Origin of the sequence: Streptomyces sp. NPDC059718, from assembly GCF_042733315.1 — a bacterium.
Lineage (GTDB): Bacteria > Actinomycetota > Actinomycetes > Streptomycetales > Streptomycetaceae > Actinacidiphila.
This window is the reverse complement of the sequence record NZ_JBHWGA010000054.1, coordinates 1-24,472: the sequence shown is the minus strand read 5'-3', so window position 1 is coordinate 24,472 and position 24,472 is coordinate 1. Positions and strand designations below refer to the sequence as shown.

Annotated in this window: 19 protein-coding genes; 8 read left to right on the top strand and 11 right to left on the bottom strand. The window is 71.8% G+C overall.

Annotated features, from left to right (window positions below):
• From ACFV3E_RS38940 to ACFV3E_RS38930, 3 genes are all read right to left on the bottom strand, one after another.
• Complete coding sequence (locus ACFV3E_RS38940; protein ID WP_500540082.1) at positions 1–2,358, bottom strand: FxsB family cyclophane-forming radical SAM/SPASM peptide maturase; 2,358 nt, start codon at positions 2,356–2,358, stop codon at positions 1–3.
• Positions 2,359–2,390: 32 nt separating this feature from the next.
• A complete protein-coding gene (gene fxsA / locus ACFV3E_RS38935) occupies positions 2,391–2,588 on the bottom strand; it encodes an FxSxx-COOH cyclophane-containing RiPP peptide (RefSeq protein WP_500366217.1) in 198 nt (65 codons plus the stop codon).
• Between the two features lie 514 nt (positions 2,589–3,102).
• Complete coding sequence (locus tag ACFV3E_RS38930; protein WP_500540118.1) at positions 3,103–4,476, bottom strand: cation:dicarboxylate symporter family transporter; 1,374 nt, start codon at positions 4,474–4,476, stop codon at positions 3,103–3,105.
• A 143-nt stretch (positions 4,477–4,619) separates the two neighbouring features.
• Between ACFV3E_RS38930 and ACFV3E_RS38925 the strand changes: the two genes are divergently transcribed.
• Together ACFV3E_RS38925 and ACFV3E_RS38920 are read left to right on the top strand one after the other, a co-directional pair.
• Positions 4,620–6,254 (top strand): sensor histidine kinase, encoded by a 1,635-nt coding sequence (locus tag ACFV3E_RS38925; protein WP_500540080.1) that lies wholly within the window; start codon positions 4,620–4,622, stop codon positions 6,252–6,254.
• On the top strand, positions 6,251–6,934 hold the full coding sequence (locus ACFV3E_RS38920) for a response regulator (RefSeq protein WP_499514080.1): 684 nt from the start codon (positions 6,251–6,253) through the stop codon (positions 6,932–6,934). Before ACFV3E_RS38925 ends, ACFV3E_RS38920 begins: the two co-directional genes overlap by 4 nt.
• A 7-nt stretch (positions 6,935–6,941) precedes the next feature.
• On the opposite strand, the gene ACFV3E_RS38915 is transcribed toward ACFV3E_RS38920, so the two are convergent.
• On the bottom strand, positions 6,942–7,967 hold the full coding sequence (locus ACFV3E_RS38915) for an ATP-dependent 6-phosphofructokinase (protein WP_499514079.1): 1,026 nt from the start codon (positions 7,965–7,967) through the stop codon (positions 6,942–6,944).
• A gap of 158 nt (positions 7,968–8,125) precedes the next feature.
• Between ACFV3E_RS38915 and pta the strand changes: the two genes are divergently transcribed.
• From pta to pyk, 3 genes are all read left to right on the top strand, one after another.
• Positions 8,126–10,204 (top strand): phosphate acetyltransferase, encoded by a 2,079-nt coding sequence (gene pta / locus ACFV3E_RS38910; protein WP_500540078.1) that lies wholly within the window; start codon positions 8,126–8,128, stop codon positions 10,202–10,204.
• A 23-nt stretch (positions 10,205–10,227) separates the two neighbouring features.
• Positions 10,228–11,379, top strand: a complete 1,152-nt coding sequence (locus ACFV3E_RS38905) for an acetate kinase (protein WP_500540076.1) — start codon at positions 10,228–10,230, stop codon at positions 11,377–11,379.
• A gap of 109 nt (positions 11,380–11,488) precedes the next feature.
• Positions 11,489–12,913, top strand: coding sequence for a pyruvate kinase (gene pyk / locus ACFV3E_RS38900; RefSeq protein WP_500366225.1), 1,425 nt, complete (start codon positions 11,489–11,491; stop codon positions 12,911–12,913).
• Positions 12,914–13,027: 114 nt separating this feature from the next.
• On the opposite strand, the gene ACFV3E_RS38895 is transcribed toward pyk, so the two are convergent.
• The 4 genes from ACFV3E_RS38895 to ACFV3E_RS38880 all read right to left on the bottom strand — a co-directional run bounded on the left by ACFV3E_RS38895 (position 13,028) and on the right by ACFV3E_RS38880 (position 17,193).
• On the bottom strand, positions 13,028–14,296 hold the full coding sequence (locus tag ACFV3E_RS38895; RefSeq protein WP_500540074.1) for a hydrogenase expression protein HypF: 1,269 nt from the start codon (positions 14,294–14,296) through the stop codon (positions 13,028–13,030).
• Complete coding sequence (locus tag ACFV3E_RS38890; protein WP_500540073.1) at positions 14,286–14,897, bottom strand: DUF6114 domain-containing protein; 612 nt, start codon at positions 14,895–14,897, stop codon at positions 14,286–14,288. Before ACFV3E_RS38890 ends, ACFV3E_RS38895 begins: the two co-directional genes overlap by 11 nt.
• 92 nt (positions 14,898–14,989) lie before the next feature.
• Entirely contained in the window at positions 14,990–15,613 is a 624-nt protein-coding gene (locus tag ACFV3E_RS38885; RefSeq protein ID WP_500366231.1) for a DUF6230 family protein, read from the bottom strand.
• Between the two features lie 620 nt (positions 15,614–16,233).
• Positions 16,234–17,193 carry a tetratricopeptide repeat protein gene (locus ACFV3E_RS38880; RefSeq protein ID WP_500540071.1) on the bottom strand — a complete coding sequence of 320 codons (960 nt, stop codon included), beginning with the start codon at positions 17,191–17,193 and terminating at the stop codon, positions 16,234–16,236.
• Positions 17,194–17,382: 189 nt separating this feature from the next.
• Here ACFV3E_RS38880 and ACFV3E_RS38875 point away from each other — a divergent pair, with 189 nt between their 5' ends.
• Positions 17,383–18,000, top strand: a complete 618-nt coding sequence (locus tag ACFV3E_RS38875) for a TetR/AcrR family transcriptional regulator (RefSeq protein WP_500540069.1) — start codon at positions 17,383–17,385, stop codon at positions 17,998–18,000.
• Positions 18,001–18,202: 202 nt separating this feature from the next.
• On the top strand, positions 18,203–19,336 hold the full coding sequence (locus ACFV3E_RS38870; protein ID WP_500540067.1) for a DUF3103 family protein: 1,134 nt from the start codon (positions 18,203–18,205) through the stop codon (positions 19,334–19,336).
• A gap of 98 nt (positions 19,337–19,434) precedes the next feature.
• Here ACFV3E_RS38870 and icmA read toward each other — a convergent pair whose 3' ends face one another.
• The 3 genes from icmA to ACFV3E_RS38855 form a co-directional block, all read right to left on the bottom strand.
• Complete coding sequence (icmA, locus tag ACFV3E_RS38865; RefSeq protein ID WP_500540065.1) at positions 19,435–21,135, bottom strand: coenzyme B12-dependent isobutyryl-CoA mutase large subunit; 1,701 nt, start codon at positions 21,133–21,135, stop codon at positions 19,435–19,437.
• A gap of 152 nt (positions 21,136–21,287) precedes the next feature.
• The gene (locus ACFV3E_RS38860; RefSeq protein ID WP_500540063.1) at positions 21,288–21,623 is read right to left on the bottom strand and encodes a DUF3817 domain-containing protein; all 336 of its coding nucleotides are present in this window, start codon (positions 21,621–21,623) and stop codon (positions 21,288–21,290) included.
• A gap of 59 nt (positions 21,624–21,682) precedes the next feature.
• Entirely contained in the window at positions 21,683–22,189 is a 507-nt protein-coding gene (locus ACFV3E_RS38855) for a MarR family winged helix-turn-helix transcriptional regulator (protein WP_500540061.1), read from the bottom strand.
• Positions 22,190–22,606: 417 nt separating this feature from the next.
• Between ACFV3E_RS38855 and ACFV3E_RS38850 the strand changes: the two genes are divergently transcribed.
• Positions 22,607–24,232, top strand: a complete 1,626-nt coding sequence (locus ACFV3E_RS38850; protein ID WP_500540059.1) for a M4 family metallopeptidase — start codon at positions 22,607–22,609, stop codon at positions 24,230–24,232.
• Positions 24,233–24,472: the final 240 nt, after the last annotated feature.

The window sequence follows — 24,472 nt, the reverse complement described above, 5'->3', positions numbered from 1 at the left end:
TCAGACCCCGTTCAGTTCGGAGAGCCAGGGGGCGACGGTGCCGGCCATCCCGTCCGCGAAGCGCTTGCCGAGCGGGGTCAGCGATCCGCTGCCGGCCAGCCGGTCGACCGCCTCCGCGGTCTCGCGGGTCCAGCGGGCGAAGGGCGCGGCCGCCTCCGGGACGCCCCGGCGGGCCAGCGCGCGCCAGTACTCGGCGACGGCGACGTGCGCGTACGTCCCCTGCAGCAGCCCCTCCAGCGGGCGCGGGTCGGGGCGCCACGGGGCGTGGAAGAGGCGGGTGTCCTCGGGGTCGTACAGGTCCATCAGGTCCAGTACGGCACCGAGCTTCACGTGCTGGAACTCGTGGGCGACCAGCAGGGCCAGCGTGTCCGGGGCGGCGGGCCGCGCGATGCCGACCGCGCCGAACGCCTGCCGGGCGGCCCCGCTGACGTCGCTGCCGTCGCCCGGCGGGACCAGCGGGGTGACGGTGCCGAGCCCGGCGGCCAGTCCCGGCACGTAGCGGGGCAGCTCACGGCCGAGGAAGTCCCAGGCGGCGACCAGGTCCTCGTGCCAGGCCTTGACCTCGGCCTCGTCCTGCCGGGGCACCAGGGGCCACTGGTGGGCGTCGCGGTAGGGGTCGGTGTCCTCCAGCGCGACGCTCCAGCCGGCCGGGCCGACCCGCCGTACGGGGTGCCACCGGGCGTCCCCGGGGTCGTGCACGTCGATCCGCACGGTGCCACCCGCGGCGCTCACCGAGAAACCGTCGGCGGTCGCGGTGACGTCGGCGTCCTCGCCGTCGGGGGCGCCGACCAGGACGCGGCCGAGCCCCGGCAGCCGGACCGCGCCGTCGCGGACGGGCACCCGCACGCTCGCCCCGTAGCGGCCCGCGGCCCGCACCACGGCGGCGGCGGCGAACTCGGCGAGCCCCGCCACGTCCGCCCCGCCGTCGCCGCCCGTCTCCAGGCAGTGCCGGGCCCACGGCCGGACGTAGGGATGCGCGAGCACCTCGTCCAGGGCCTCCGGAGCGGCCTCGTCGACCTCGGCGAGCACCCGCCAGACCGCGGCGGTCCTGCCGTCCCGGGGAGCGCGCTCCCAGACGGCGGTGAGCAGCCCGCGGGTGATCTCCAGTTGCTCGGCGGCGAGCGCGGCGACCGTCGCCGCGTCGCCGTAGCCGGCGGCCAGCTGGTCGATCTGGTCCTCGGTCAGCGAGGACTGGGGCTGCCGCCCCGACGCGGTGCTCACCGGATTCTCCCGTTCCGTCTCCTCGGCGTCACGGATGCCGAGGATCAACTCCATCAGGTCACCGCAGTACGCGGACGGATTCTCGAATCCGGTCCCGGTGCGGTAGCGGTGCGCGTACAGTCCCCCGCCGCAGACGTCGACGACCGGGCACCGGCGGCACTCGTCGCACAGCCCCTCCTTGCCCTGCTGCCGGGCCGCGATGCCGGGGTGGGCGGCGACCTCGTCCAGGGAGTGGGCGAACACGTCCATCCCGGTGGCCGGGGCGCCGTCGTAGGCGGTCTTGAGCGAGTCGGCCTGCTCGAAGGTCCCGTCGGTCTCGATGACGACCAGGTCGACCGGGTCGGTGCCGATCGACTCGACGAGGCTGCTCCCGCCGCGCAGCATCCGGCGCACGGAGTCGAAGACCCGCACGGGCACCGGGCGCCCCTCGGCCGCCCAGCGGCGGTGGACGGTCAGCAGCCACTGCGCGTAGGGCGCCCGGGCGCCGCCGGGGCGCGCGGGCGGGGCGTCGTGGGTGGCGTGGGGCAGCAGGAAGTCGATGCGCGGCGGTTCGAGCGCCATCAGGGCCTCGTACACCGCCAGCGGGTCGTTCTCCACGTCGATGGTGCAGAGCAGACCGCCGTACAGATGGCGGTAGCGCGGCTCGCGGAGCAGCCCCAGCGACGCCACGACCCGGTCGTAGCTGCCACGCCCGTCGGCGAACCGCCGGTGGCGGTCGTTCTCGGCCCGGCCGCCGTCCAGGGAGACGCCGACCGAGATGCCGAACTCGTCGAAGACGTCGCAGAACCGCTCGTCCAGGAGGACGGCGTTGGTCTGGATGCCGAGCTCCAGGGCGCACACGCCGTCGAGCGCCCGGCGCAGCGCCTCGGCCGCCCGCCGGATGCGGGCCGGACCTGCCAGCAGGGGTTCTCCCCCGTGGAACACCACCTGGACGGCCGCGAGACGGTGCGCCGCGGCATGCTCGGCGATCCGTGCGGCCACCCGTTCGAACACCTCGTCGGGGGTGGCCCGGACACGCGTCTTCCAGCTGGTGTCGGCGTGCTCGTAGACGTAGCAGTGATCGCACGCCAAATCGCACCGGCTGTGCAGTTTCAGCACGAATTGTGACAGCGCTCTGGCCGGTGCTGATGTCTCCATGACTGCGGCCCGGACCCCCGAGTCGGTCGGGCCTACTTGCTGCTGAACGACTGGAAGGCCGCGACCGGGACGTTCCCGGCGGAGGCGGCGGCGGGCATCACGCGGTCCAGGGCCGGGGAGGCCACGGAGCTGCCGCGGGAGGCCAGCTCCGCCAGCGGGATCCTCCGCCGCGTCTGCGAGCGCCGGGTCGGAGCGTCGTGGCCGGCGTTCACGGTGGGGGTGGCAGTCATAGCGGGGTCCTTGTTCGGTAAGGTGCGTTGGCGCGCACACCATTTGTCCGGAATTGAGTAGAATCATCTCACTACATCCCAGACCTTGAAAGGCGACGCAGCACTCCTAACGAGCGAGCCGTCCGCAAGTGTGCGGTTTACGCCAAATGCAGCAGACGGCGGACACACGCACTCCCCGCCCCCCAACGCCGGGCCGTGTGATTATCTCCCTTACGGGGAACGGGAATTGGCCATATCCACGAACCGAGACGAACTTTCTGAAGCGGTTCGTGCGCCGCTCCCCACACATCCCCTCGTCAAGCCTCCCGGCGCATCGCGCCGCATGCCGGGCGCCCCGCGCATGAGTCCCGTACACCGGCGCGCTGACCTGCACCGACGCACCCCGGCGCGCCTCACGGAACTCGCGCCGCACCCTGGGCCGATCAGGTGAACTCCCCCGCCCCCACACACCACAACGGGTCCCACCGGGCGGAGGGGGATCCACCCGGCGGGACCGTTCAGGGGTGACGGCCGGTCAGGCCGTCTTCACCGGCTCCTTGCCGGTGTCCACGGGGGCGGCGGGCTCGGCGGCCGTGCCGTGGCCGTCGTCGACGAGCGTGGTCTCGTCGAAGGGCAGCTCACCCGCGAACACGCGCTGGGCCTGCTCACGGTCGAACTCCTTGGTCCACGTGCCGATCAGCACCGTGGCGACGGCGTTGCCCGCGAAGTTCGTGACGGCGCGCGCCTCGCTCATGAAGCGGTCGATGCCGACGATGAGACCGACGCCGTCGACCAGGGCCGGCTTGTGCGACTGGAGCGCTCCCGCGAGGGTCGCCAGGCCCGCGCCGGTGACGCCGGCGGCGCCCTTGGAGGCGACCATCATGAAGAGCAGCAGGGTGATCTGCTGGCCGATGGCGAGCGGCTGGCCCATCGAGTCGGCGATGAACAGCGAGGCCATGGTCAGGTAGATCATGGTGCCGTCGAGGTTGAAGGAGTAGCCGGTCGGCACGGTGATGCCGACGACCGGGCGGCTCACGCCCAGGTGCTCCATCTTGGCGATCAGACGGGGCAGCGCCGACTCCGAGGACGAGGTGGAGACGATCAGCAGGAACTCCCGGCCGAGGTACTTCAGCAGCTGGAAGAGGTTGACCCCGGCGAAGAAGCGGAGCATCAGGCCGAGCACGACCACGACGAAGATCAGGCAGGTGACGTAGAAGCCGAGCATGATCGTGGCGAGCGCCTTGAGGGCGTCCACGCCCGCCGAGCCGACGACCGCCGCGATCGCGCCGAAGGCACCGATCGGGGCCGCCCACATGATCATGGACAGGACGCGGAAGACCAGCTTCTGGATGTGGCCGACGCCGCGCAGGATCGGCTCGCCCGCCGTCCCCAGGGCCTGCAGGCCGAAGCCGACCAGCAGCGCGACCAGGAGGGTCTGCAGCACCTGGCCCTCGGTGAAGGCGGAGACCAGGGTGACCGGGATGATGCCGAGCAGGAAGTCCGGCAGGGTCTCGGCCGGGGCGTCCTTGGCCTGTGCCTGGCCCGCGTCCTTGAGCGCGTCGGTCAGGTGCAGCCCGTCGCCGGGCTGGAGGATGTTGCCGACCACCAGGCCGATGGCCAGGGCGACGAAGGACATCACCACGAAGTAGCCGAGGGCGAGGCCGCCGACCCTGCCGACCTTGGCGGCCTGGCGGACCGAGCCCACGCCGAGCACGATCGTGCAGAAGATGATCGGCGAGATCATCATCTTGATCAGGTTCACGAACCCGGTGCCTATGGGCTTCAGCTCGATGGCCGCGTCGGGCGCGACCATCCCGAGCACGGCGCCGGCGATCGCGGCGACGACCACCGCGATGTACAGGAAATGGGTACGGTCCCTGCGACCCTGGGTACGGCTCTGTACCGGCACTGACACCTTCGTCTCCTCGGTCCACCCGGACGTCGTCCCAGGACGTCCGCGATTGGATAGGTCCCGGTGACTATGCGCCCGGGCAGTGAGCCAGGTCACGTTTGCGTTCATTGTGTTCGCGGGACCTGTGCACACTGGTGGGCATGCCGCTCCCGACCCGTCTCCACCACCCCCGGCCGCGCCGCCGTGCGCGCAGCCTGGCGGGCCAGTTGTTCGCGATGCAGGTGGTCATCGTGGCCCTGGTGGTCGCGGGCATCGCGGTGCTCGTCTACGTCAACGCCGCCGAGCGTGCCGAGGACGCCGCGAAGGACCGGGTCGCGGCGGCCGCGTGGGCGGTCGCGGACGCCCCCTCGGTGGCGGCGGCGATCCGCGGCGAGGACCCCACCGCCGCGCTCCAGCCCTACGCGGAGCAGGTCCGCCACGACACCCGCGTGTCCTTCATCACCATCATGAACCCGGACGGCATCCGCTGGACGCACCCGGACAGCGACCAGATAGGCCGCCCCTTCCTCGGGCACATAGAGCGCGCCCAGCGCGGCGGCACCTTCACGGAGACGTACACCGGCACGCTGGGCGCGTCGGTGCGCATCGTCACCCCCGTGCTGGACGACGGCCGGATCGTCGGGCTGGTCAGCGTCGGCATCACGGTCGAGACCATCACCGACCAGGTGCGGGACCAGCTGGCGGTGCTGATCGGGATCGCCGCGGCGGCCCTGGCGGTCGGCGGCCTCGGCACCTACTTCGCCAACGCCCGGCTGCGCCGCCACACGCACGGCATGGCCGCGGACGAGCTCAGCCGTATGTACGACTACCACCAGGCGACGCTGCACGCGGTGCGCGAGGGCCTGATCCTCATGGACGCCGACCGCAGGGTCGCCCTGTGCAACGACGCCGCCCGCGAACTGCTGGGCCTGCCGGGGGACGTGGTGGGCTCCTACGTCGCCGACCTCGGGCTGCCCGCCTCGCTGACCGGCGCGCTGCTGGCGGCCGAACCGCGGGTGGACGAGGTGCACCTGACCGCGGAGCGGGTGGTGGTGGTCAACACCTCGCCGGTGCGCGGCGGGGAGCGCCGGGGCACCGTGGTGACCCTGCGGGACCACACCGACCTGCAGTCGCTCACCGGTGAACTGGACTCCGTGCGCGGTTTCGCCGAGGCGCTGCGCTCGCAGGCGCACGAGGCCTCCAACCGTCTGCACGCGGTCGTCTCCCTCATCGAACTGGGCCGCACCCAGGAAGCGGTGGAGTTCGCCACCGCCGAACTGCAGCTGGCCCAGGCGCTGACCGACCGCGTGGTCGCGGCGGTGGCGGAACCGGTGCTGGCCGCGCTGCTGCTGGGCAAGGCGGCCGAGGCGAACGAGCGCGGTGTGGAACTGACGGTCACCGAGGACAGCCGCATCGACGACGGGGTGCTGCCCGCCTCGCTCACCTCCCGGGACCTCGTCACCCTCCTGGGCAACCTGATCGACAACGCCCTGGACGCCGCCATCGAGGGCGCCGCGCAGACGGCGGCGCGCCCGCACGTCGAGGTCACCGCACGCACCGACGACGGCGAGTTGCTGCTGCGGGTCACCGACAGCGGGCGCGGGGTGGACCCGGCCGTGGTGCGCGAGGTCTTCCGGCGCGGCTGGACGACCAAGAGCCACGGGCACGGCCTCGGGCTGGCGCTCGTCGAGCAGACCGCCCGGCGCGCGGGCGGCACCGTGGACCTGGAGCGGGCGGTGGGCGGCGGCGCCTCCTTCACCGTACGGTTGCCGCTGCGCGGGGAGGTGCGGGCATGATCAAGGTGCTGGTCGTCGAGGACGACCCGGTGGCGGCCGACGCCCACCGGCTGTACGTCGAGCGGCTGCCGGGGTTCACGGTGGCCGCGGTGGCCCACTCCGGGGGCGCGGCGCTGCGCGCGCTCGAACGGCACCAGGTGGACCTGATCCTGCTGGACCTCAACCTGCCCGACGGGCACGGGCTCCAGGTGGTGCGCACGCTGCGGGCGGCCGGGCACACCGCCGACGTGGTGGCGGTGACCTCGGCCCGCGACCTGGGCGTGGTGCGGCAGGCGGTCTCGGTCGGTGTGGTGCAGTACCTGCTGAAGCCCTTCACCTTCCCCACCCTGCGCGACCGGCTGGAGCGCTGGGCGCGCTACCGCGACGAGCTGGCCGGCGGCGAGGCCTCCGGCCAGGACGAGGTGGACCGCGCCCTGGCGGCGCTGCGCAGCCCGGAGGGCTCGGTGCTCCCCAAGGGCCTCAGCGGCCCCACCCTGGAAGCGGTGACCGCGGCGCTGCGCGAGGCGGCGGAGGGCCTGTCGGCGAACGCGGCGGCCCAGGCCGTGGGTGTCTCCCGGATCACGGCCCGCCGCTACCTGGAGCACCTGGTGGAGACCGGCCGCGCGGTCCGCGCCCCGCAGTACGGCCAGGTCGGCAGGCCGGAGCTCACCTACCGCTGGGCCCCGCAGCGCCGTTCGTGACAGGGCGTCAGAAGACCGACTCCGCCTCCTGCATGCGGTCCTCGGGCACCCGCTTGAGCACCATCACCGCGTCGGCGAGCGGCACCAGTTCCACCGCGGTGCCGCGCAGCGCCGTCATGCAGCCGAAGGCCCCCTTGTGCGCGGCCTCCACGGCGTGCCAGCCGAAGCGGGTGGCCAGGACGCGGTCGTAGGCGGTGGGGACGCCGCCGCGCTGGACGTGGCCGAGGATGACGGGGCGGGCCTCCTTGCCCATGCGCTGCTCGAGCTCGGCGGCGAGCCGGGCGCCGATGCCGGCGAAGCGCTCGTGGCCGTAGGCGTCGATCTCGCCGTGGGCGTACGGCATGGTGCCCTCGGCGGGGTGGGCCCCCTCGGCGACGCAGACGACGGCGAACTTCTTGCCGCGGGCGAAGCGCTCCTCGACCATGGCGACGAGGTCGGCGGGGTCGAAGGGCCGTTCCGGGAGGCAGATGCCGTGGGCGCCGCCGGCCATGCCGGACTCCAGGGCGATCCACCCGGCGTGCCGGCCCATGACCTCGACGACCATGACGCGCTGGTGGGACTCGGCGGTGGTCTTGAGCCGGTCGATGGCCTCGGTCGCGACGGTGACGGCGGTGTCGAAGCCGAAGGTGCGGTCGGTGGCCGAGATGTCGTTGTCGATGGTCTTGGGGACGCCGACCACCGGCATGCCGGCCTCGGCGAGCAGCCGGGCCGCGGTGAGCGTACCCTCGCCGCCGATGGGGATGAGGACGTCCAGACCGTAGCCGGAGCACACGGTGCGCCAGTTGTCGGCGGCCTCGTGGAGGCGGGCGCGCTCCAGGCGGGAGGAACCGAGGATGGTGCCGCCCCGGGCGAGGATGCCGCTGACGGAGTTGAGGTCGAGCGGACGGTAGCGGCCCTCCAGCAGGCCCTTGAAGCCGTCCTCGAAGCCGATGACCTCGTCGCCGTGGTAGGTCAGCGCGCGGTGGGTCACCGAGCGGATCACGGCGTTGAGTCCGGGGCAGTCGCCGCCGGCGGTGAGGACTCCGATGCGCATGGCGCTCCACGCTCCCTCCGGTCGCGTGTACGGTCGCCTTTTCGCATCGTAGGTCCGCACCGCACCCGCCGCGCGCCATACGCACACCGAACGGTAATGTCAACAGATATCCGCCACCCGACTGGGTGGATCACGCCGGGCAGGAACGGAGAGAGCGCGTGACGCGCAGCGTGTACGTAACCGGTATCGGCAGGGGGGACGGCCGCCAGGTCGTCGAGCTGGGCGTGATGGAGCTGCTGACCCGGCAGGTGGACCGCGTCGGGGTGTTCCGGCCGCTGGTCCACGACACGCCCGACCGGATGTTCGAGCTGTTGCGCAGCCGCTACCGGCTCACCCAGGACCCGGCGACCGCCCACGGCCTGACCTACGAGGAAGCGGCCGCGCTCCAGGCCGAGCAGGGCCGGGACGCGCTCATCGCCCGCCTGGTGGACCGCTACCACCTGGTGGCCACCGAGTTCCCCACCGTGCTCGTCCTCGGCTCGGACTTCCACGAGACCAACCTCCCGGGCGAGCTCGGCATCAACGCCCGGCTGGCGAACGAGTTCGGCGCCTCGGTGATCCCGGTGGTCGGCGGCCGCGAGCAGACCGCCGACTCGGTCGTGGACGAGGTCCGCAACGCGCACCTGTCCTACACCGGCCTGGGCTGCGACATCGTCGCCATGATCGCCAACCGGGTGCCACCGCAGGTGCTGGAGGAGGCCGCGACGCGGCTGCGCCGCCGGCTCCCGGTGCCCGCGTACGTGCTGCCCGACGAGCCGGCGCTGTCGGCCCCCACGGTCGCCCAGGTCGTCGAGGCGCTCCACGCCGAGGTGCTCCTCGGCGACCACGGCGGCCTGTCCCGGGACGTGATGGGCTTCGTCTTCGGCGGCGCGATGCTGCCGACCTTCATCCGCGCGCTGACCCCCGGCTGCATGGTGATCACCCCCGGCGACCGGGCGGACCTGATCATCGGCTCGCTGGCCGCGCACTCCGCCGGTTCCCCGCCCATCGCCGGCATCCTGCTCACCCTGGACGAGGTGCCCGGCCCGGAGATCATGGCCCTGGCGGCCCGGCTGGCCCCCGGTACACCGGTCATGTCGGTGCCCACCGGCAGCTTCCCGACGGCCGCCGAGCTCTTCGCCCTGGAGGCGCGGCTGGGCGCGGCCACTCCGCGCAAGGCGGAGACGGCGCTCGGGCTCTTCGAGAAGCACGTGGACGGTCCCGAGCTGACCGAACGGCTGTCGGTGGTCCGCGGCGAGCGCGTCACCCCGATGATGTTCGAGCACGAGCTGATCGAGCGGGCCCGTACCGGGCGCCGCCGGGTGGTCCTCCCCGAGGGCACCGAGGAGCGCATCCTGCACGCGGCCGAGGTCCTGCTGCGCCGGGACGTCTGCGACATCGTCCTGCTCGGCGACGAGGACGCCATCCGCAAGCGGGCAGGAGAGCTCGGTGTCAACGTCGACGTGCCCGGCTGCACCCTGACCGACCCCCAGACCTCGCCGCTGCGTGAGAACTTCGCCGAGCTCTACGCCAGGCTCCGCGCCCACCGGGGCGTCAGCTACGAGCTGGCGTACGACGTCGTGGCCGACGTCTCCTACTTCGGGACGCTGATGGTGGAGCAGGGCCTCGCCGACGGCATGGTCTCCGGCGCCGTCCACTCCACGGCGGCGACGATCCGCCCCGCCTTCGAGGTCATCAAGACCGCCCCGGGCGCGGCCATCGTCAGCTCCGTCTTCTTCATGTGCCTGGCCGACCGGGTGCTGGTGTACGGCGACTGCGCGGTCAACCCGGACCCGGACGCGGAGCAACTGGCGGACATCGCGATCCAGTCCGCCGAGACCGCCGCCCAGTTCGGGGTCGAGCCGCGGGTGGCGATGCTCTCGTACTCCACCGGCACCTCCGGCTCGGGCGCCGACGTGGACAAGGTGCGCCGGGCCACCGAACTGGTCCGGCAGCGGCGCCCGGAGCTGCTGGTGGAGGGCCCCATCCAGTACGACGCGGCGGTCGACGCCAAGGTCGCGGCCACCAAGCTGCCGGACTCGAAGGTCGCCGGCAACGCCACCGTGCTGATCTTCCCGGACCTCAACACCGGCAACAACACCTACAAGGCGGTGCAGCGTTCGGCGGGCGCGGTGGCGGTCGGCCCGGTGCTGCAGGGCCTGCGCAAGCCCGTCAACGACCTGTCGCGCGGCGCGCTGGTCCAGGACATCGTCAACACCGTCGCCATCACGGCCATCCAGGCGCAGGGCGACCGGTGACCGGCCACCACAGGGAAGGCACCGTGACCGCTACCCGCGTCCTCGTCCTCAACTCCGGCTCCTCGTCGGTGAAGTACCAGCTGCTGGACATGGCCGACGGCAGCCGGCCGGCGGCCGGGATCGTCGAGCGGATCGGCGAGCCGGGCGGGGTCGCGGACCACGCCGAGGCGCTGAAGACGGTCGCGGAGGAGCTCGCCGCCCGCGACCTCGGCCTGGACTCCCCCGAACTGGCCGCGGTGGGCCACCGGGTCGTGCACGGCGGCACGCGCTTCACCGAGCCGACGCTGATCGACGACGAGGTGCTCGCCGCCGTCGAGGAACTGGTGCCGCTGGCCCCGCTCCACAACCCGGCGAACGTCACCGGCATCCGGGTCGCCCGCGACCTGCGCCCGGACCTCCCGCAGGTGGCCGTCTTCGACACCGCCTTCCACTCCACCATCCCCGAGCACGCCTACCGCTACGCGATCGACCGGGAGACCGCCGACGCCCACCAGGTGCGCCGCTACGGCTTCCACGGCACCTCGCACGCGTACGTCTCCCGCGCGACGGCGCGGCTGCTGGGCAGGGACCCGGCGGAGGTCAACGTCATCGTCCTGCACCTGGGCAACGGGGCCTCCGCCTCGGCCGTGCGCGGCGGGGAGTGCGTGGAGACCTCGATGGGGCTCACCCCGCTGGAGGGCCTGGTGATGGGCACCCGTTCGGGGGACCTGGACCCGGCCGTGGTCTTCCACCTGGCCCGCGTGGGCGGGATGGCGGTGGCGGAGATCGACGACCTGCTCAACAAGCGCTCCGGCCTGCTGGGCCTGTGCGGCGACAACGACATGCGGGAGATCGCCCGCCGGATGGCCGAGGGCGACGCGGCGGCCCAGCTCGCCTTCGACGTCTACGTCCACCGGCTGCGCAAGTACGTGGGCGCCTACACCGCCGTGCTGGGGCGGGTCGACGCGATCGCCTTCACGGCGGGCGTCGGCGAGAACTCCGCGGCGGTCCGGGCCGCCGCCATGGCCGGCCTGGAGGGCCTGGGCGTCGAGCTCGACGCGGTGCGCAACGCGGTGCGCGGCAGTGCCGCCCGCGTGGTGTCGGCCGCGGGCAGCCGGGTGGCGGTGGCGGTCGTCCCCACCGATGAGGAACTGGAGATCGCACAGCAGACGTACGCGCTGGTCACCGGCCGGTGACTCATTGCGGCCACCCGGAGGCTCTACTCTATGGCCGCCGTCCGCACCGTCCATGCCTCCCCCGCACGGGAAAATTCCGGAGCGGAACAAACCCGATAGGATCGTCCTCATGCGCCGAGCGAAAATCGTCTGCACCCTGGGTCCCGCCGTCGACTCCTACGACCAGCTGAAGACGCTGGCCGAGGCCGGTATGAACGTGGCCCGCTTCAACTTCAGCCACGGCAGCCACGCCGAGCACGAGGAGCGCTACCAGCGGGTGCGCAAGGTCTCCGTGGAGACCGGACGTGCCATCGGCGTGCTGGCCGACCTCCAGGGGCCCAAGATCCGCCTGGAGACCTTCGCGGACGGTCCCGTGGAGCTGGTCGCCGGTGACGAGTTCGTCATCACCACCGAGGACGTGCCCGGTGACCGGACCATCTGCGGCACCACCTACAAGGGCCTGCCCGCCGACGTGCGCGCCGGCGACCCCGTCCTGATCAACGACGGCAACGTCGCACTGCGCGTGATCGACGTCGAGGGCCCGCGGGTCCGCTGCCTGGTCGTCGAGGGCGGCGTCATCTCCGACCACAAGGGCATCAACCTGCCCGGCGCCGCGGTCAACGTGCCCGCCCTGTCCGAGAAGGACATCGAGGACCTGCGCTTCGCCCTGCACATGGGCGTCGACATGGTGGCGCTCTCCTTCGTCCGCGACGCCAAGGACGTCCGCGACGTCCACCGCGTCATGGACGAGGTCGGCCGCCGCGTGCCGGTCATCGCCAAGGTCGAGAAGCCGCAGGCGGTCGACAACATGGAGGACGTCGTCGCGGCCTTCGACGGCGTCATGGTGGCCCGTGGCGACCTGGCGGTGGAGTACCCGCTGGAGAAGGTCCCGATGGTGCAGAAGCGGCTGATCGAGCTCTGCCGCCGCAACGCCAAGCCGGTGATCGTCGCGACCCAGATGATGGAGTCGATGATCACCAACTCCCGTCCGACCCGCGCCGAGGCCTCCGACGTCGCCAACGCGATCCTGGACGGCACGGACGCGGTCATGCTGTCCGCCGAGTCCAGCGTCGGCAAGTACCCGATCGAGACCGTGAAGACGATGTCGCGGATCATCGAGGCGGCCGAGGTCGAACTGCTCAAGCAGGGCCTGTGGCCGCTCAACGGCCGCAAGCCGCGCACCCAGGGCGGCGCCGTGGCCCGCGCCGCCGCCGAGCTCGCGGACTACCTGGACGCCAAGACCCTGGTCGCGTTCACCAAGTCCGGCGACACCGCCCGCCGGCTGGCCCGCTACCGCGTGCCGCAGACGGTGGTGGCGTACACGACCGACGAGTCGACCCGCAACATGCTGGCGCTCACCTGGGGCGTGCAGACCACCGTCGTCCCGCACGTGAACACCACCGACGAGATGGTCGAGATCGTCAACCAGGAGATGCTGAAGCTCAGCGACTACGCCGAGGGCGACACCGTGATCATCACGGCCGGCTCCCCGCCCGGCGTCCCCGGCACCACCAACCTGGTGCGGGTCCACCACCTCGGCCACCGCGCGGTCTGACCGGCCGCCGGGCCGCCCGGTACACGGGAACGGCGGAGGGCACCTCCCCCTGCGGGGACGGCGCCCTCCGCCGTTTCCTTGTGCGGCTCCCGGAGGGGTCCTGTGCGGCGGGGCTCAGTCCGCGGTGTTGTACACGTGCATGCCGGGGAGCTTCAGCGTGCCGCCGAACTGGCCGGCCTGCTTGACCGTGACGTTGGTGAAGAAGGCGGCCGGCACGTTGATCGGGGGCGGGGTGTCCGGGGTGAACTCGATCGGGATGAGCCCGAAGAGGTTGCCCTTCAGCGACTCGGTGTACATCGTCACCGTGCCGTTGCGGATCGTGGAGGTGCTGCCCTTGCGGGCGTCCACGTGCCCGACGGTGCCGTTCGGCCCCACGACCTCCTGCTGCAGGTCCTTGATGTCCACGCCGGTGGCGGTGAACTTCAGGACCTTCTTGACCTTCCCGCTCCAGGTCTTGACCTCGACGATGCCCTTGTAGTCGAGCCCGGTCAGGGTCAGCAGGCTGCTGCGCAGGACCCACGGGTCGTCCGGCAGCAGGGACTGCGTCTCCTGGTAGGCGGCGTCCGCCAGGGCCTGCGCGTCGTGGGTCGGGCACGGGAACGGGGTCTTGCCGTCCGCCGACACGGCCGGGGAGCTCTGCGAGGAGTCCGGGGTCTGCGTCGCCTTCCCGGTGGTCTCCGAGAGCTTCTCGACCGCCTCCGACACGGTCTTCTTCAGCGTGGCGGTGGTGTCCTCGGCCTTCGTCTTCACCGTGCCCGTGGAGGCGCTCGGCTTGGGAGCGGCCGAGGTCGCGCCCGGGGCGGGCGTCGAGGTCGCCGAGGGGGCCGCCGCGGCGGGCTCCTCGCTCTTCGTGTTGAGCCCCAGCAGGTCGCCCAGGGCGTCACCGACACCCAGCGGGTCCAGCGGGTTGTTCTGCTGGGTCGCCGAGGGCGAGGCCGACGGGGTGGGCGCCGTCGTCCCCGTGCCACCGGACGAACCGCCGCCGCTCTCGTCGCCCTTGCCGCCCTCGTCACCGGAACCGGGGGAACCCGAGGGGTCGCTCGACGGGCTCCCGGACGGATCCGGGGTCGGGGTCTTGGTGCCGCCGCCCGACGGGGTGGCGCTCGGCGTCGCGGACTCCGCCGGCTCGTCGGGCTGCTCGATGCACTTCGTGCCCGAGAACGGGTTCTTCGGCAGTTCGTCGGCAGAGGCAAGCCTCGGCGTCAGTCCCATGCCCATCAGGACAGCCGTCGGCATCGCGGCCAGGGCTATCGCCTTGCCCGCGGGCATCTGCAGCTTGGTCAGCAGCGACTTCCTCGGCGCCGCGTGCCGCGGCCCCGTTCTCTCACGGGTGCCGCTGCCGGCGGCGACCCCGGAAGCGGGCTGGACCTCATCACCCCGCACTGTGCCTCCCGTTCGCGTCTACGGTCTCGGCGCCGTCCGCCGGGTACTGCGGGGCGGTCCCCGCCTGGCCGGCGGCCGGGTCGGCCGGGTACTCGCCGTAGGCCGCCGCGTAGGGGGAGCCGGGCGGCGGCACGTAGCCGGCGTCACCGTCGTCACCCTTGCCGCTGCCGGGCAGTTCCGCCGGGTCCGCGCCGCCGTCGGCGGGCGGTACGCCCGGGGCCCACGAGACGGCGAGGGCACCGCCGATGAGGCCCAGCAGGAAGCCGATCAGGAAGCCGCCGAAGTTGGAGACCACCAGCGACACCAGCGCCAGCAGGATCGACGCGACGCCCGAGAAGACCCGCACCGCCGACTGGAACCACATGGTCAGGCCGAGTACGACCAGCAGCACGCCGATGATCAGTGAACCGGACCCGGCCGTGGTGGCCATGGTCAGGCTCAGCGCGCCGAGTGAGAGATGGGCGTACGGGAAGTACGCGATGGGCAGTCCGGCCAGCAGTGTCAGCAGGCCTGCCCAGAACGGCCGCTGTCCGCGCCATACGCGGAAGCGGAACCGCCAATAGCCGAACCGGCCCCTCAGTCCGTGTGTCTCGGCGCTCATGGAAAACAGCTCCCTGGGACTGGCGTTTCTAGAAAGAGTCAGGGGTGAGGAAGGTGAGGGGCATCCCGTGCCCCCCACCCCCTCTGGTCAGGCTAGAAGCACTCGTACTTCTTGCCGGAACCGACCTTCACCGACATGCTCAGCCCGCTGAGCTTGAAGGTGCCCGCGCTGGTCGCCCACGCGGTCTGGGTCACACCGGTGAGGTGCGCCTTCCGGGCCTCCTGGGCGAAGGAACCGGGGTCGGTCTTGTCACCGGTCTTGATGCCGGGGCCCTGCTGGGTGTCACCGGCGGCGACACCGATGTTGATGTCGGTGAACTCCGCATCGGCGTCGAGCTGGTCGAGGTCGATGTAGAGGTTCTTCGCCTCGACCTTCTTGCCGTCGTTGCCGGCACCGAGCTTCAGCGTGACGTCGCCGATCGGCGTCGGCACGACCACGGACTGGCACAGTCCGGTGATCGTGGCGCTGTCGAACGCGGAGACCGCGACCGGGATCGGCTTGCCGCCGTGCTGGACGTCGATGGCTCCGTACTGGACGAAGCCGTCACCGTCCAGGTCCTGGGCGGCGACCTTGAACTGCTGGCCCGAAACGCTGAACGACGCGGCGAGCGCACCCTGACCCAGGGCCACGCCTATCGCCGCGGTGGCCGCGACGCTCGGCACCATGACGACGGCGAACCGCTTCCATCTGGTACCGCCGCGGATGAGCGACTCCATGACTTTCCTCCTTCTCGGACGTACATCTCCGGCCGGAATCGTGGGGATTGCGGCGGGATGGGAGAAGTGCTACGTCCTCGGGAAGGAGAGCGCCGTATCGACGGCCGTCACGCGGGAAAGAGCGGACGACGCTGTCCGAAAAATCGGCGATCACCCCCGAGCGACAACCACACGGCCACGCTCTCGCGCAACCTGCTGGACAGGCCCTGCCGGACGGCAGAGACCCCCCTGCCCGCGGTCCGCGTCCACTGCTGGCACAGCATCGGCGTCCCGGCCCGGTGGGGACCCGTTCGGCGATCGGACGGCTGGATGCCGACTGCTCGGCGACGGACCGGGCTTGGCCGATCGTGGTCCATTCGGCGCCGCTGCACAAGGGGCGTCGTTACTAGCGGGTAACGGTGCGATAACCCAGGAGTTATGGTCTAGACCATAACCGCTACGCTGCGTAGTTGCGACGGGGGTGTGAAAATCACCCATCGGGTGATGGATCCGGACAGAGCCCCGTCACTCTCTTACCGGAAGTAACAGCGGCCGCGCTTCATCAAGATTTGGTAAAGCGCGGCCGGTCTTGATCGAGGCTCGAAATGGCTTTCGAGGCACGGCCACCTTATGTGATCAGGTCAGAACAGCACCCGCGCCAGCGCCGCACGCGCGGCCGTCACCCGGGGATCGTCGGACCCGATCACCTCGAACAGTTCCAGCAGCCGCAGCCGCACGGTGTCGCGGTCCTCGCCCGCGGTGCGCCGCACGGTGTCCACCAGCCGGCCGAAGGCGTCCTCGACATGGCCGCCGACCAGGTCCAGATCGGCCACGGCGATCTGCGCCGCCACGTCCGCCGGGGCGTCCGCCGCGGCCTTGCGGGCGGCCTGCGCGTCGACGCCCTGCACCCGCTGCAGCAGCTCGGCCTGCGCCAGGCCCAGCTTCGCCTCGGTGTTCGCCGGGTCGTCCGAGAGCACGTTGCGGTACGCCTGGATCGCGCCACCGAGGTCGCCCTGGTCCAGCGCGTCGTGCGCGGCCGACAGCGCGAGCTCCTGCGGGCTGGGCGGCCGCTCCTCGGCGACCGGCACCTCGGCGCCGCCCTCGACCGGTACGCCCGTGATGCCGAAGCGCTGCTCCGCCACGGCGACCAGCTGGTCCAGCACCTCGCGGATCTGGTCCTCGGGTGCGGCGCCCTGGAAGAGCGGCATGGCCTGGCCGGCCAGCACCGCGAACACCGCGGGGATGCCCTGCACGCCGAACTGCTGCACCAGCAGCTGGTTCGCGTACACGTCGATCTTCGCGACGACGATCCGGCCCGCGTAGGAGGCGGCGAGGTACTCCAGCGTGTCCTGCAACTGCACACTCGCGTCCGCGCGGTCGGTCCAGAAGTGGACGACGACCGGGACCTCGGTGGAACGCTGCAGGACATCGCTCTCGAAGGTGGCCTCGGTGACCTCGGTCACCAGGGCGGGGGCGGCGGGCTCTCCCCCGTTGCGGGCGGCTTCCGCGCGGGCCTGCTCGGCCTTCGCCTTGGCCTCTCCGGCCGCCTTCACCGCGGCGAGGTCGACCACGCCGCTCATGGACATGTTCCGTGGCTGCATGAGACCAATCCTCCCCCCTCGTCGCGGTTCCCGGGGAATCGCCCCCCGAAAGCGCCACCTGCGGCGCACGACGATGACGCGCTGTCCGGCACGAGGTCCCCACCCCGCGCGGCGGCCGCCACCCTTTCGATACGACCCGTAGCGTAACTGTAGGCCGCACCATACGCAACGGGGATAGGGTTCCCAGCCATGTGCGCGCGTGAAACAGGCAGAAGGACCGGACGCCCCCGCAGTGCGGAGGCCGACCGGGCGATCCTGGACGCCGCGCGGCAGGCCCTGGTCGAGCTCGGCTGGGGCAAGCTCACCATGGGCGACGTCGCGGCGCGCGCGAGGGTCGCCAAGACCACCCTCTACCGGCGCTGGGCGAACAAGAACGAACTCGCCGTGGACGCGGTCGCCGCGCTCTTCGACGAGCTCGAACTGCCCGACCGCGGCAGCCTGCGCGCCGACGTGGAGGGCGTGGTCCTGCAGTTCGCTGCCCTGCTGGAGCAGCCCGCCACCAAGACCGCGCTCATGGCGGTGGTCGCCGAGGCCACCCACGACGAGGCACTGCGGCAGCGGATCCGGGAGGCGATCGTCGACCGGCAGAAGCGCCTGGTGATCGAGGGCCGCCGGCGCGCCCAGGAGCGCGGGGAGATCCCGCCGGACGACGGCGACCCCGCGCCGCAGATCGACCTGATCTTCGACGTCATCGCGGGTGCCGTGGTGCACCGCGCGCTCGTCAGCTGCGAACCCGTGGACGCCGACTGGGCGGCCCGCTTCACCACCGTCCTGCTGGGCGGCCTCGCGGCGACGCCAACGGCCTAGCCGTCGCCGGGAGTTCGGCTTCCCTTTCCTCGATGGAGCCGCGACACCTCTTGCCCGCATGGCATGTCATCGTCATGATTACCGGCGGGTCATCTACTCGCATAGACAACCCGGCGGCCAGGCATGGCCGTTGCTCGGCGTTCCCTCGTTCCACCCTGTCAGCGCGCCCATTGATCGCTCGCCCCCAGGAGGATCGATCCACGTGAGACACCCTCACCCCGGTCGGCGCGGCGTCGTCGCCACCGTCGCCGCCTCGCTGATCGCCCTGACGGCCGCGCAGAGCGCCACCGCGCTCCCCGCGACCGCCACCCCGCGTGCCCACGCCCCGTCGTCCGCCGTCACCGTGGCGGAGGAACAGGCGGCGCGCGCCATCGCCGGCTCCCTCTCCGACGCCTCATGGCGCGCCCGCGTCCGCCACGCGGCGCTGGCCTCGGACGAGGTGGCCGTCACCGAGCTCGCCGGCCCGCAGCTGCGGCCCACACTCGCCGACGCCGACCGGCGGATCGCCGCCGCCAAGGGCCTCGGCGCTGACGTCGGTTCCCTGCTGCGGCTGCGCCTCGGGGACGACTCGATGCGCGGGGCGCTGGCCTCCGGCGTCACCCCGTGGGTGGCCGCGGCCAGTTCCGACGAGGACGTCCGCACCGTCACCGCCTACGACAGCCGGGGCCGGGCCCACCGCCTCGACGCCCGTAGCGCTCCCACCCACCCGGTGTACGTCGTCGACATCGACGGCTCCAAGGCACTGGCCGCGGGCCTGGACGTCCTCCAGTCGGAGCTGGGCCGCCAGGGCCTGACCTCGTCCGCCCGGCGCCCCGCGGCGCCGTCCTCCGCCGCGGCGGCCGCGGCCGGCTTCTGGACCACGCGCATCACCCAGGTCCGGCTCTCCGACGACGAGGAGCCGTGGGTCAAGGGCGACGCCGAGATCTACACCCTCGTCACGGGATTCGGCCAGGACGGCCTCGTGCGGGTCGACCCCGTCGACATGCCGTACCTGGACAACGACGGGACGACGTACAGCCCGAACCAGATCCTGGTCAACTGGTCGCTGTACAAGTACAACCTCGCCGACGCCGTGATGATGGAGGACGACGGCAGCACCAACTACCGCGACCTGGCCAAGGCCATCGCGGGAATCCTGCTGACCATCGCCGACCAGGGCACCTACATCCCGCTGGTGAACGCGGTCCTGGACGCCATCCCGGACGACTGGTGGACGGACGACCCGGACTACGTCGACTCCTGGTACACGCTGGCGCAGAGCGACAACGGCACCCGCTACGGCGCCCGCGGCAACGGCTGGATGACCCTCCAGCCGTACTTCGTCCAGCAGTTCTGAGCAGCGTGCCCGCCGTCTCCGGGCTCCGGGGGCGGCGGGCACGGCAGCGGGGCCCGGTGGGGACACGCAACTGTCCCCACCGGGCCCCGCGTCGTTCGTCAGAAGCGGGCGGGCTCCGTGTAGCTGCCCCACTCGTCGCGCAGGACCCCGCAGATCTCGCCCAAGGTGGCCTCGGCCCGCACCGCGTCCAGCATCGGCCCGATCATGTTGCTGCCGTCCCGGGCGGCGTTCAGCATCGCGTCCAGCGCCTTGCGGACGGCCGCGTCGTCGCGCTCGCCCTTGCGGCCGGCGAGCACGCGGACCTGCTCCCGCTCGACCTCGTGGCTGACCCGCAGGATCTCCAGGTCGCCCGTCACGGAGCCGGTGTGGCAGTTGACGCCGACGACCTTCTTGTCGCCCTTCTCCAGGGCGCGCTGGTACTCGAAGGCGGCCTCGGCGATCCGCCCGGTGAAGTAGCCGTCCTCGATGCCGCGCAGGATGCCCGAGGTGATCGGACCCACCGCGTGCCTGCCGTCCGGCACGGCGCGGGCGCCGAGCTCCTTGATCTTGTCGAAGATCTTCTCCGCGTCCGCCTCGATGCGGTCGGTCAGCGCCTCGACGTACCAGGAACCGCCCAGCGGGTCGGCCACGTTGGCGACGCCGGTCTCCTCCATCAGCACCTGCTGCGTGCGCAGCGCGATCTCCGCCGCCTGGGCGCTGGGCAGCGCCAGCGTCTCGTCCAGGGCGTTGGTGTGCAGCGAGTTGGTGCCGCCGAGAACCGCGGCCAGGGCCTCGACGGCGGTGCGGACGACGTTGTTGTACGGCTGCTGGGCGGTCAGCGAGACGCCGGCCGTCTGGGTGTGGAAGCGCAGCCACTGCGCCTTGTCGGTCTTCGCGCCGTACACGTCGCGCATCCAGCGGGCCCAGATCCGGCGCGCGGCACGGAACTTGGCGATCTCCTCGAAGAAGTCCAGGTGGGCGTCGAAGAAGAAGGACAGGCCCGGCGCGAAGGTGTCGACGTCCAGCCCGCGCGACAGGCCCAGCTCCACGTAGCCGAAGCCGTCGGCGAGGGTGTAGGCGAGCTCCTGCGCGGCCGTGGATCCGGCCTCGCGGATGTGGTAGCCGGAGACCGACAGCGGCTTGTACGCGGGGATGCCCGCCGCGCAGTGCTCCATCAGGTCGCCGATCAGGCGCAGGTGCGGCTCGGGGGCGAAGAGCCACTCCTTCTGCGCGATGTACTCCTTGAAGATGTCGGTCTGCAGGGTGCCGTTGAGCACGCCGGGGTCGACGCCCTGGCGCTCGGCGGCCACCAGGTACATGCAGAAGACCGGCACCGCGGGGCCGGAGATCGTCATGGAGGTGGTGACGTCGCCGAGCGGGATGTCCTTGAAGAGGATCTCCATGTCGGCGGCGGAGTCGATGGCGACACCGCAGTGGCCGACCTCACCCAGCGAGCGGGGGTCGTCGGAGTCGCGTCCCATGAGGGTGGGCATGTCGAAGGCGACGGACAGGCCGCCGCCCCCCGCCTCGAGGATCATCTTGTAGCGCTCGTTGGTCTGCTCGGCGTTGCCGAAGCCCGCGAACTGGCGGATCGTCCACGTACGGCCCCGGTAGCCGGTCGCGTGCAGACCGCGCGTGAAGGGGTACTCGCCGGGCCAGCCGATCCGCTCGAAGCCGGGCACCTCGGCGCCGGCGGGCGGGCCGTACACGGGCTCGACCGGGTCGCCGGAGAGCGTGCTGAAGTCGGCCTCGCGCTTGCGCGCGGTGTCGTAGCGCGCCTGCCAGCGGCTGCGCCCCTCCTCGATGGCTGCAGCGTCCATGCCGTGTCTCCGCCTCTCTCGCCTGCCGGGCCGTTCCCCGTACCACGAGGATGACCCCTACAAGGCGAAAATACTAGGACGTCCTAGTACCTGTCGACAGCGGATCCCCCCGTCCGCCGAACGAGGGGAGGAAACCGCAGGTCAGGCCGGTCTCAGACCTTGACGGGTTCACCCGCGGGGGCCACCAGCGGGGTGACCTCGCGGCTCACCTTGCGCTCGACGAAGAACGCGGCGGTGGGGATCGTCCCGGCCAGCAGCACCCACGCCAGCTTGCCGAGCGGCCACTTCGCCTTGGAGCCCAGGTCGAAGGCGAAGACCAGGTACAGGACGTACAGCCAGCCGTGGGCGATGCTGACGACCTTGGTGAAGCCCGCGGCGCCGTCGACCTCCAGCGCGTACTTGGCGATCACGCCGATGGTCAGCAGCACCAGCAGCACGCCCGTCACGTAGGCGAGCACGCGGTACCGGGTCAGAACACTCTGCTTCATGCGGACGAGCGTAACCGGTGCGATTCCGGCGCTTCCCCCGGCCCCGGCCGTGGCGCGCGTCACTCCTCGAAGTCCCCCGCGGCTATGCGCAGCGGCCGCAGCAGGTCGAAGATCTCCGCGCACTGCTCGTCGTCGTACGCGCCGAGCCCGAACTTCATCCCCATGAGGTCCTCGGTGGCGGCCTCGCACACCTCGCGGCCCTTGACGGTGATGGAGGCGAGCGTGCCGCGCCCGTCGTTGGGGTTGGGCCGCTTGGCGACGAAGCCGGCGGCGACCAGCCGGTCGACGGTGTTGGTGACCGAGGTGGGGTGCACCATGAGGCGTTCGCCGATCTTGGACATCGGCAGCGCGCCCTCCTTGCTGAAGGCCAGCAGCACCAGGGCCTCGTAGCGCGCGAAGGTCAGCCCGTAGGGCTTGACGACGGAGTCGACCTGGGAGAGCAGGATCTGCTGGGCGCGCATGATCGACGTGATCGCGACCATCGAGGGCACGCGCCCCCAGCGCCGGGTCCAGATGTCGTCCGCACGGGCGATGGGGTCGAAGGGCAGGCTCAGCGGCTTGGGCACAGGCCCGAGCCTACCCGTCGGTCACATGCTGGGCAGCCGCGTCTCGCGGGGCGGGACGCCGCGCCTCACCGGCGCCATGGTGCGCGTGATCATACGCCGGGCTCCCGTCACACGTATTACCGCGGTGTTTCAGCCACCCGGGCAACGGATCGTGACCGGAAAGCCGCCCTCCCTGGGGAGGGTTTCCCCTACCCGTGGGACGGAGTTGTCACCCTTTGGGCCGGGAGATGGCCGCATGGGCCGGGGCCGTCGTCGCACGAACCGGCCAATGCATGAAATGCACCTGTCATTAACCCGTCGTTCGGTGCGAGGCTCCTTGCCGCGCGGAACACCGCGCGTCCCCCACACCGCTCCGGGCGCCCACCTGCCCGGAGTCCTCGCCCGTCGCCCCCACGCGACGGGACCCAAGGAGTCACATTGCGCAAGAAGCTGGCATTCGGCACCCTCGCCGCCGCCTCGGCGCTCCTGGCCGGCGGTCTCCAGTCCTTCGCCGCGAACGCCCAGAGCGCCCCCACCGCTCCGGCCCTCGCCGCCTCCCACGCGCAGGCCCTGTCCGACGCCCGCGGCAAGGCCGCCGGCCTCGCCGGGAGCCTCGGGCTCGGCGACCGCGAGCAGCTGACCGTCAGGGACGTCGTCGTCGACCCGGACGGCACCCGTCACCTGCGCTACGACCGCACCTACGCCGGCCTGGAGGTGCTCGGCGGCGACCTGGTGGTGCACCAGGACAAGAGCGGCGCCACCCGGTCCGTCTCGCGCGCGGTCACCGCGAGAATCGCGCCCGCCACGCTCACGCCCTCCGTCACGGCCGCGGCCGCCGAGGAGAAGGCCGCGGCGACGGTCAAGGGCCTGCTGAAGACCCCGCTCGTCAAGGGCGAGGAGCCGCTGAAGGCGGTCGGGCAGGCCGCGGCCCCCGAGAAGGTCGTCTGGGCCGTCAGCGGCACGCCCCGCCTGGCGTACCGGACCGTGGTCCACGGCACCCAGGCCGACGGCACCCCCAGCGCGCTGAACGTCATCACCGACGCCGCCACCGGCGCCGTGATCCAGGCCTACGAGGGCATCCAGACCGGCATCGGCACCGGCGTCCACGTGGGCTCGGTCCCGCTGACCACCACGAAGTCCGGCAGCACCTACACGCTCAAGGACGCGAGCCGCGGCGGCATCTACACCACGGACCTGAACAACCGCACCAGCGGCACGGGGACCACCTTCTCCGACACCGACGACGTCTGGGGCAACGGCTCCGCCTCCAACCGCCAGTCGGCCGCCGTGGACGCGCAGTTCGGCGCGGCGGCGACGTGGGACTTCTACAAGAACACCTTCAGCCGCTCCGGCATCCGCAACGACGGCAAGGGCTCCCTGTCGCGCGCCCACTACGGCAGCAACTACGTCAACGCCTTCTGGGACGACAGCTGCTTCTGCATGACCTACGGCGACGGGTCGGGCAACACCCACCCGCTGACCGCCCTCGACGTCGCGGGCCACGAGATATCCCACGGCGTCACCAGCGCCACGGCCGGCCTGACGTACTCCGGCGAGTCCGGCGGCCTCAACGAGGCCACCTCCGACATCTTCGGCACCATGGTGGAGTTCTACGCCAACCTCGCCTCCGACACCCCCGACTACCTCATCGGCGAGAAGATCGACATCAACGGCGACGGCAGCCCGCTGCGGTACATGGACAAGCCGTCCAAGGACGGTGCCTCCGCCGACTACTGGTCGTCCTCGGTGAAGAACCTCGACGTCCACTACTCGTCGGGCGTGGCCAACCACTTCTTCTACCTGCTCTCCGAGGGCAGCGGCGCCAAGACCATCAACGGCGTCAGCTACAACAGCCCGACGAAGAACGGCTCCACCGTCACCGGCATCGGCCGCGCCAAGGCCGCCGCCATCTGGTACCGCGCGCTGACGGTGTACTTCACCTCGTCCACCAACTACACCAAGGCCCGCACCGCGACCCTGAACGCGGCCAAGGACCTGTACGGCAGCGGCTCCGCCGAGTTCAACGCGGTCGCCGCCGCGTGGACCGGGGTCAACGTCAGCTGACCCGGGACCGGTTGACCCGACCGGCACCCCCATCACTCGTGGTGCCGCGGACCGCCCCATACGGTCCGCGGCGCCACGAGCACGCGTATCCGCCCCGGCCGCCCTCACACCCCGCCGGCCGGAGCAGTCCCCCGCACCCGCGCCGGCACCAGCAGGACGCACACCGTCCCCACACCCCCCACCACCGCCGTCACCGCGTACGGCCGGACGAACTCCGCCGCCGCACCCGCCACCGCCATC

Coding starts and splice junctions, on each gene's coding strand:
- ACFV3E_RS38925 (WP_500540080.1), top strand. CDS start 4,620: ATGCCGCTCCCGACCCGTCTCCACCACCCCCGGCCGCGCCGCCGTGCG.
- ACFV3E_RS38915 (WP_499514079.1), bottom strand. CDS start 7,967: ATGCGCATCGGAGTCCTCACCGCCGGCGGCGACTGCCCCGGACTCAAC.
- pyk (WP_500366225.1), top strand. CDS start 11,489: ATGCGCCGAGCGAAAATCGTCTGCACCCTGGGTCCCGCCGTCGACTCC.
- ACFV3E_RS38920 (WP_499514080.1), top strand. CDS start 6,251: ATGATCAAGGTGCTGGTCGTCGAGGACGACCCGGTGGCGGCCGACGCC.
- ACFV3E_RS38860 (WP_500540063.1), bottom strand. CDS start 21,623: ATGAAGCAGAGTGTTCTGACCCGGTACCGCGTGCTCGCCTACGTGACG.
- ACFV3E_RS38940 (WP_500540082.1), bottom strand. CDS start 2,358: ATGGAGACATCAGCACCGGCCAGAGCGCTGTCACAATTCGTGCTGAAA.
- ACFV3E_RS38885 (WP_500366231.1), bottom strand. CDS start 15,613: ATGGAGTCGCTCATCCGCGGCGGTACCAGATGGAAGCGGTTCGCCGTC.
- fxsA (WP_500366217.1), bottom strand. CDS start 2,588: ATGACTGCCACCCCCACCGTGAACGCCGGCCACGACGCTCCGACCCGG.
- ACFV3E_RS38890 (WP_500540073.1), bottom strand. CDS start 14,897: ATGAGCGCCGAGACACACGGACTGAGGGGCCGGTTCGGCTATTGGCGG.
- ACFV3E_RS38875 (WP_500540069.1), top strand. CDS start 17,383: ATGTGCGCGCGTGAAACAGGCAGAAGGACCGGACGCCCCCGCAGTGCG.
- icmA (WP_500540065.1), bottom strand. CDS start 21,135: ATGGACGCTGCAGCCATCGAGGAGGGGCGCAGCCGCTGGCAGGCGCGC.
- ACFV3E_RS38880 (WP_500540071.1), bottom strand. CDS start 17,193: ATGCAGCCACGGAACATGTCCATGAGCGGCGTGGTCGACCTCGCCGCG.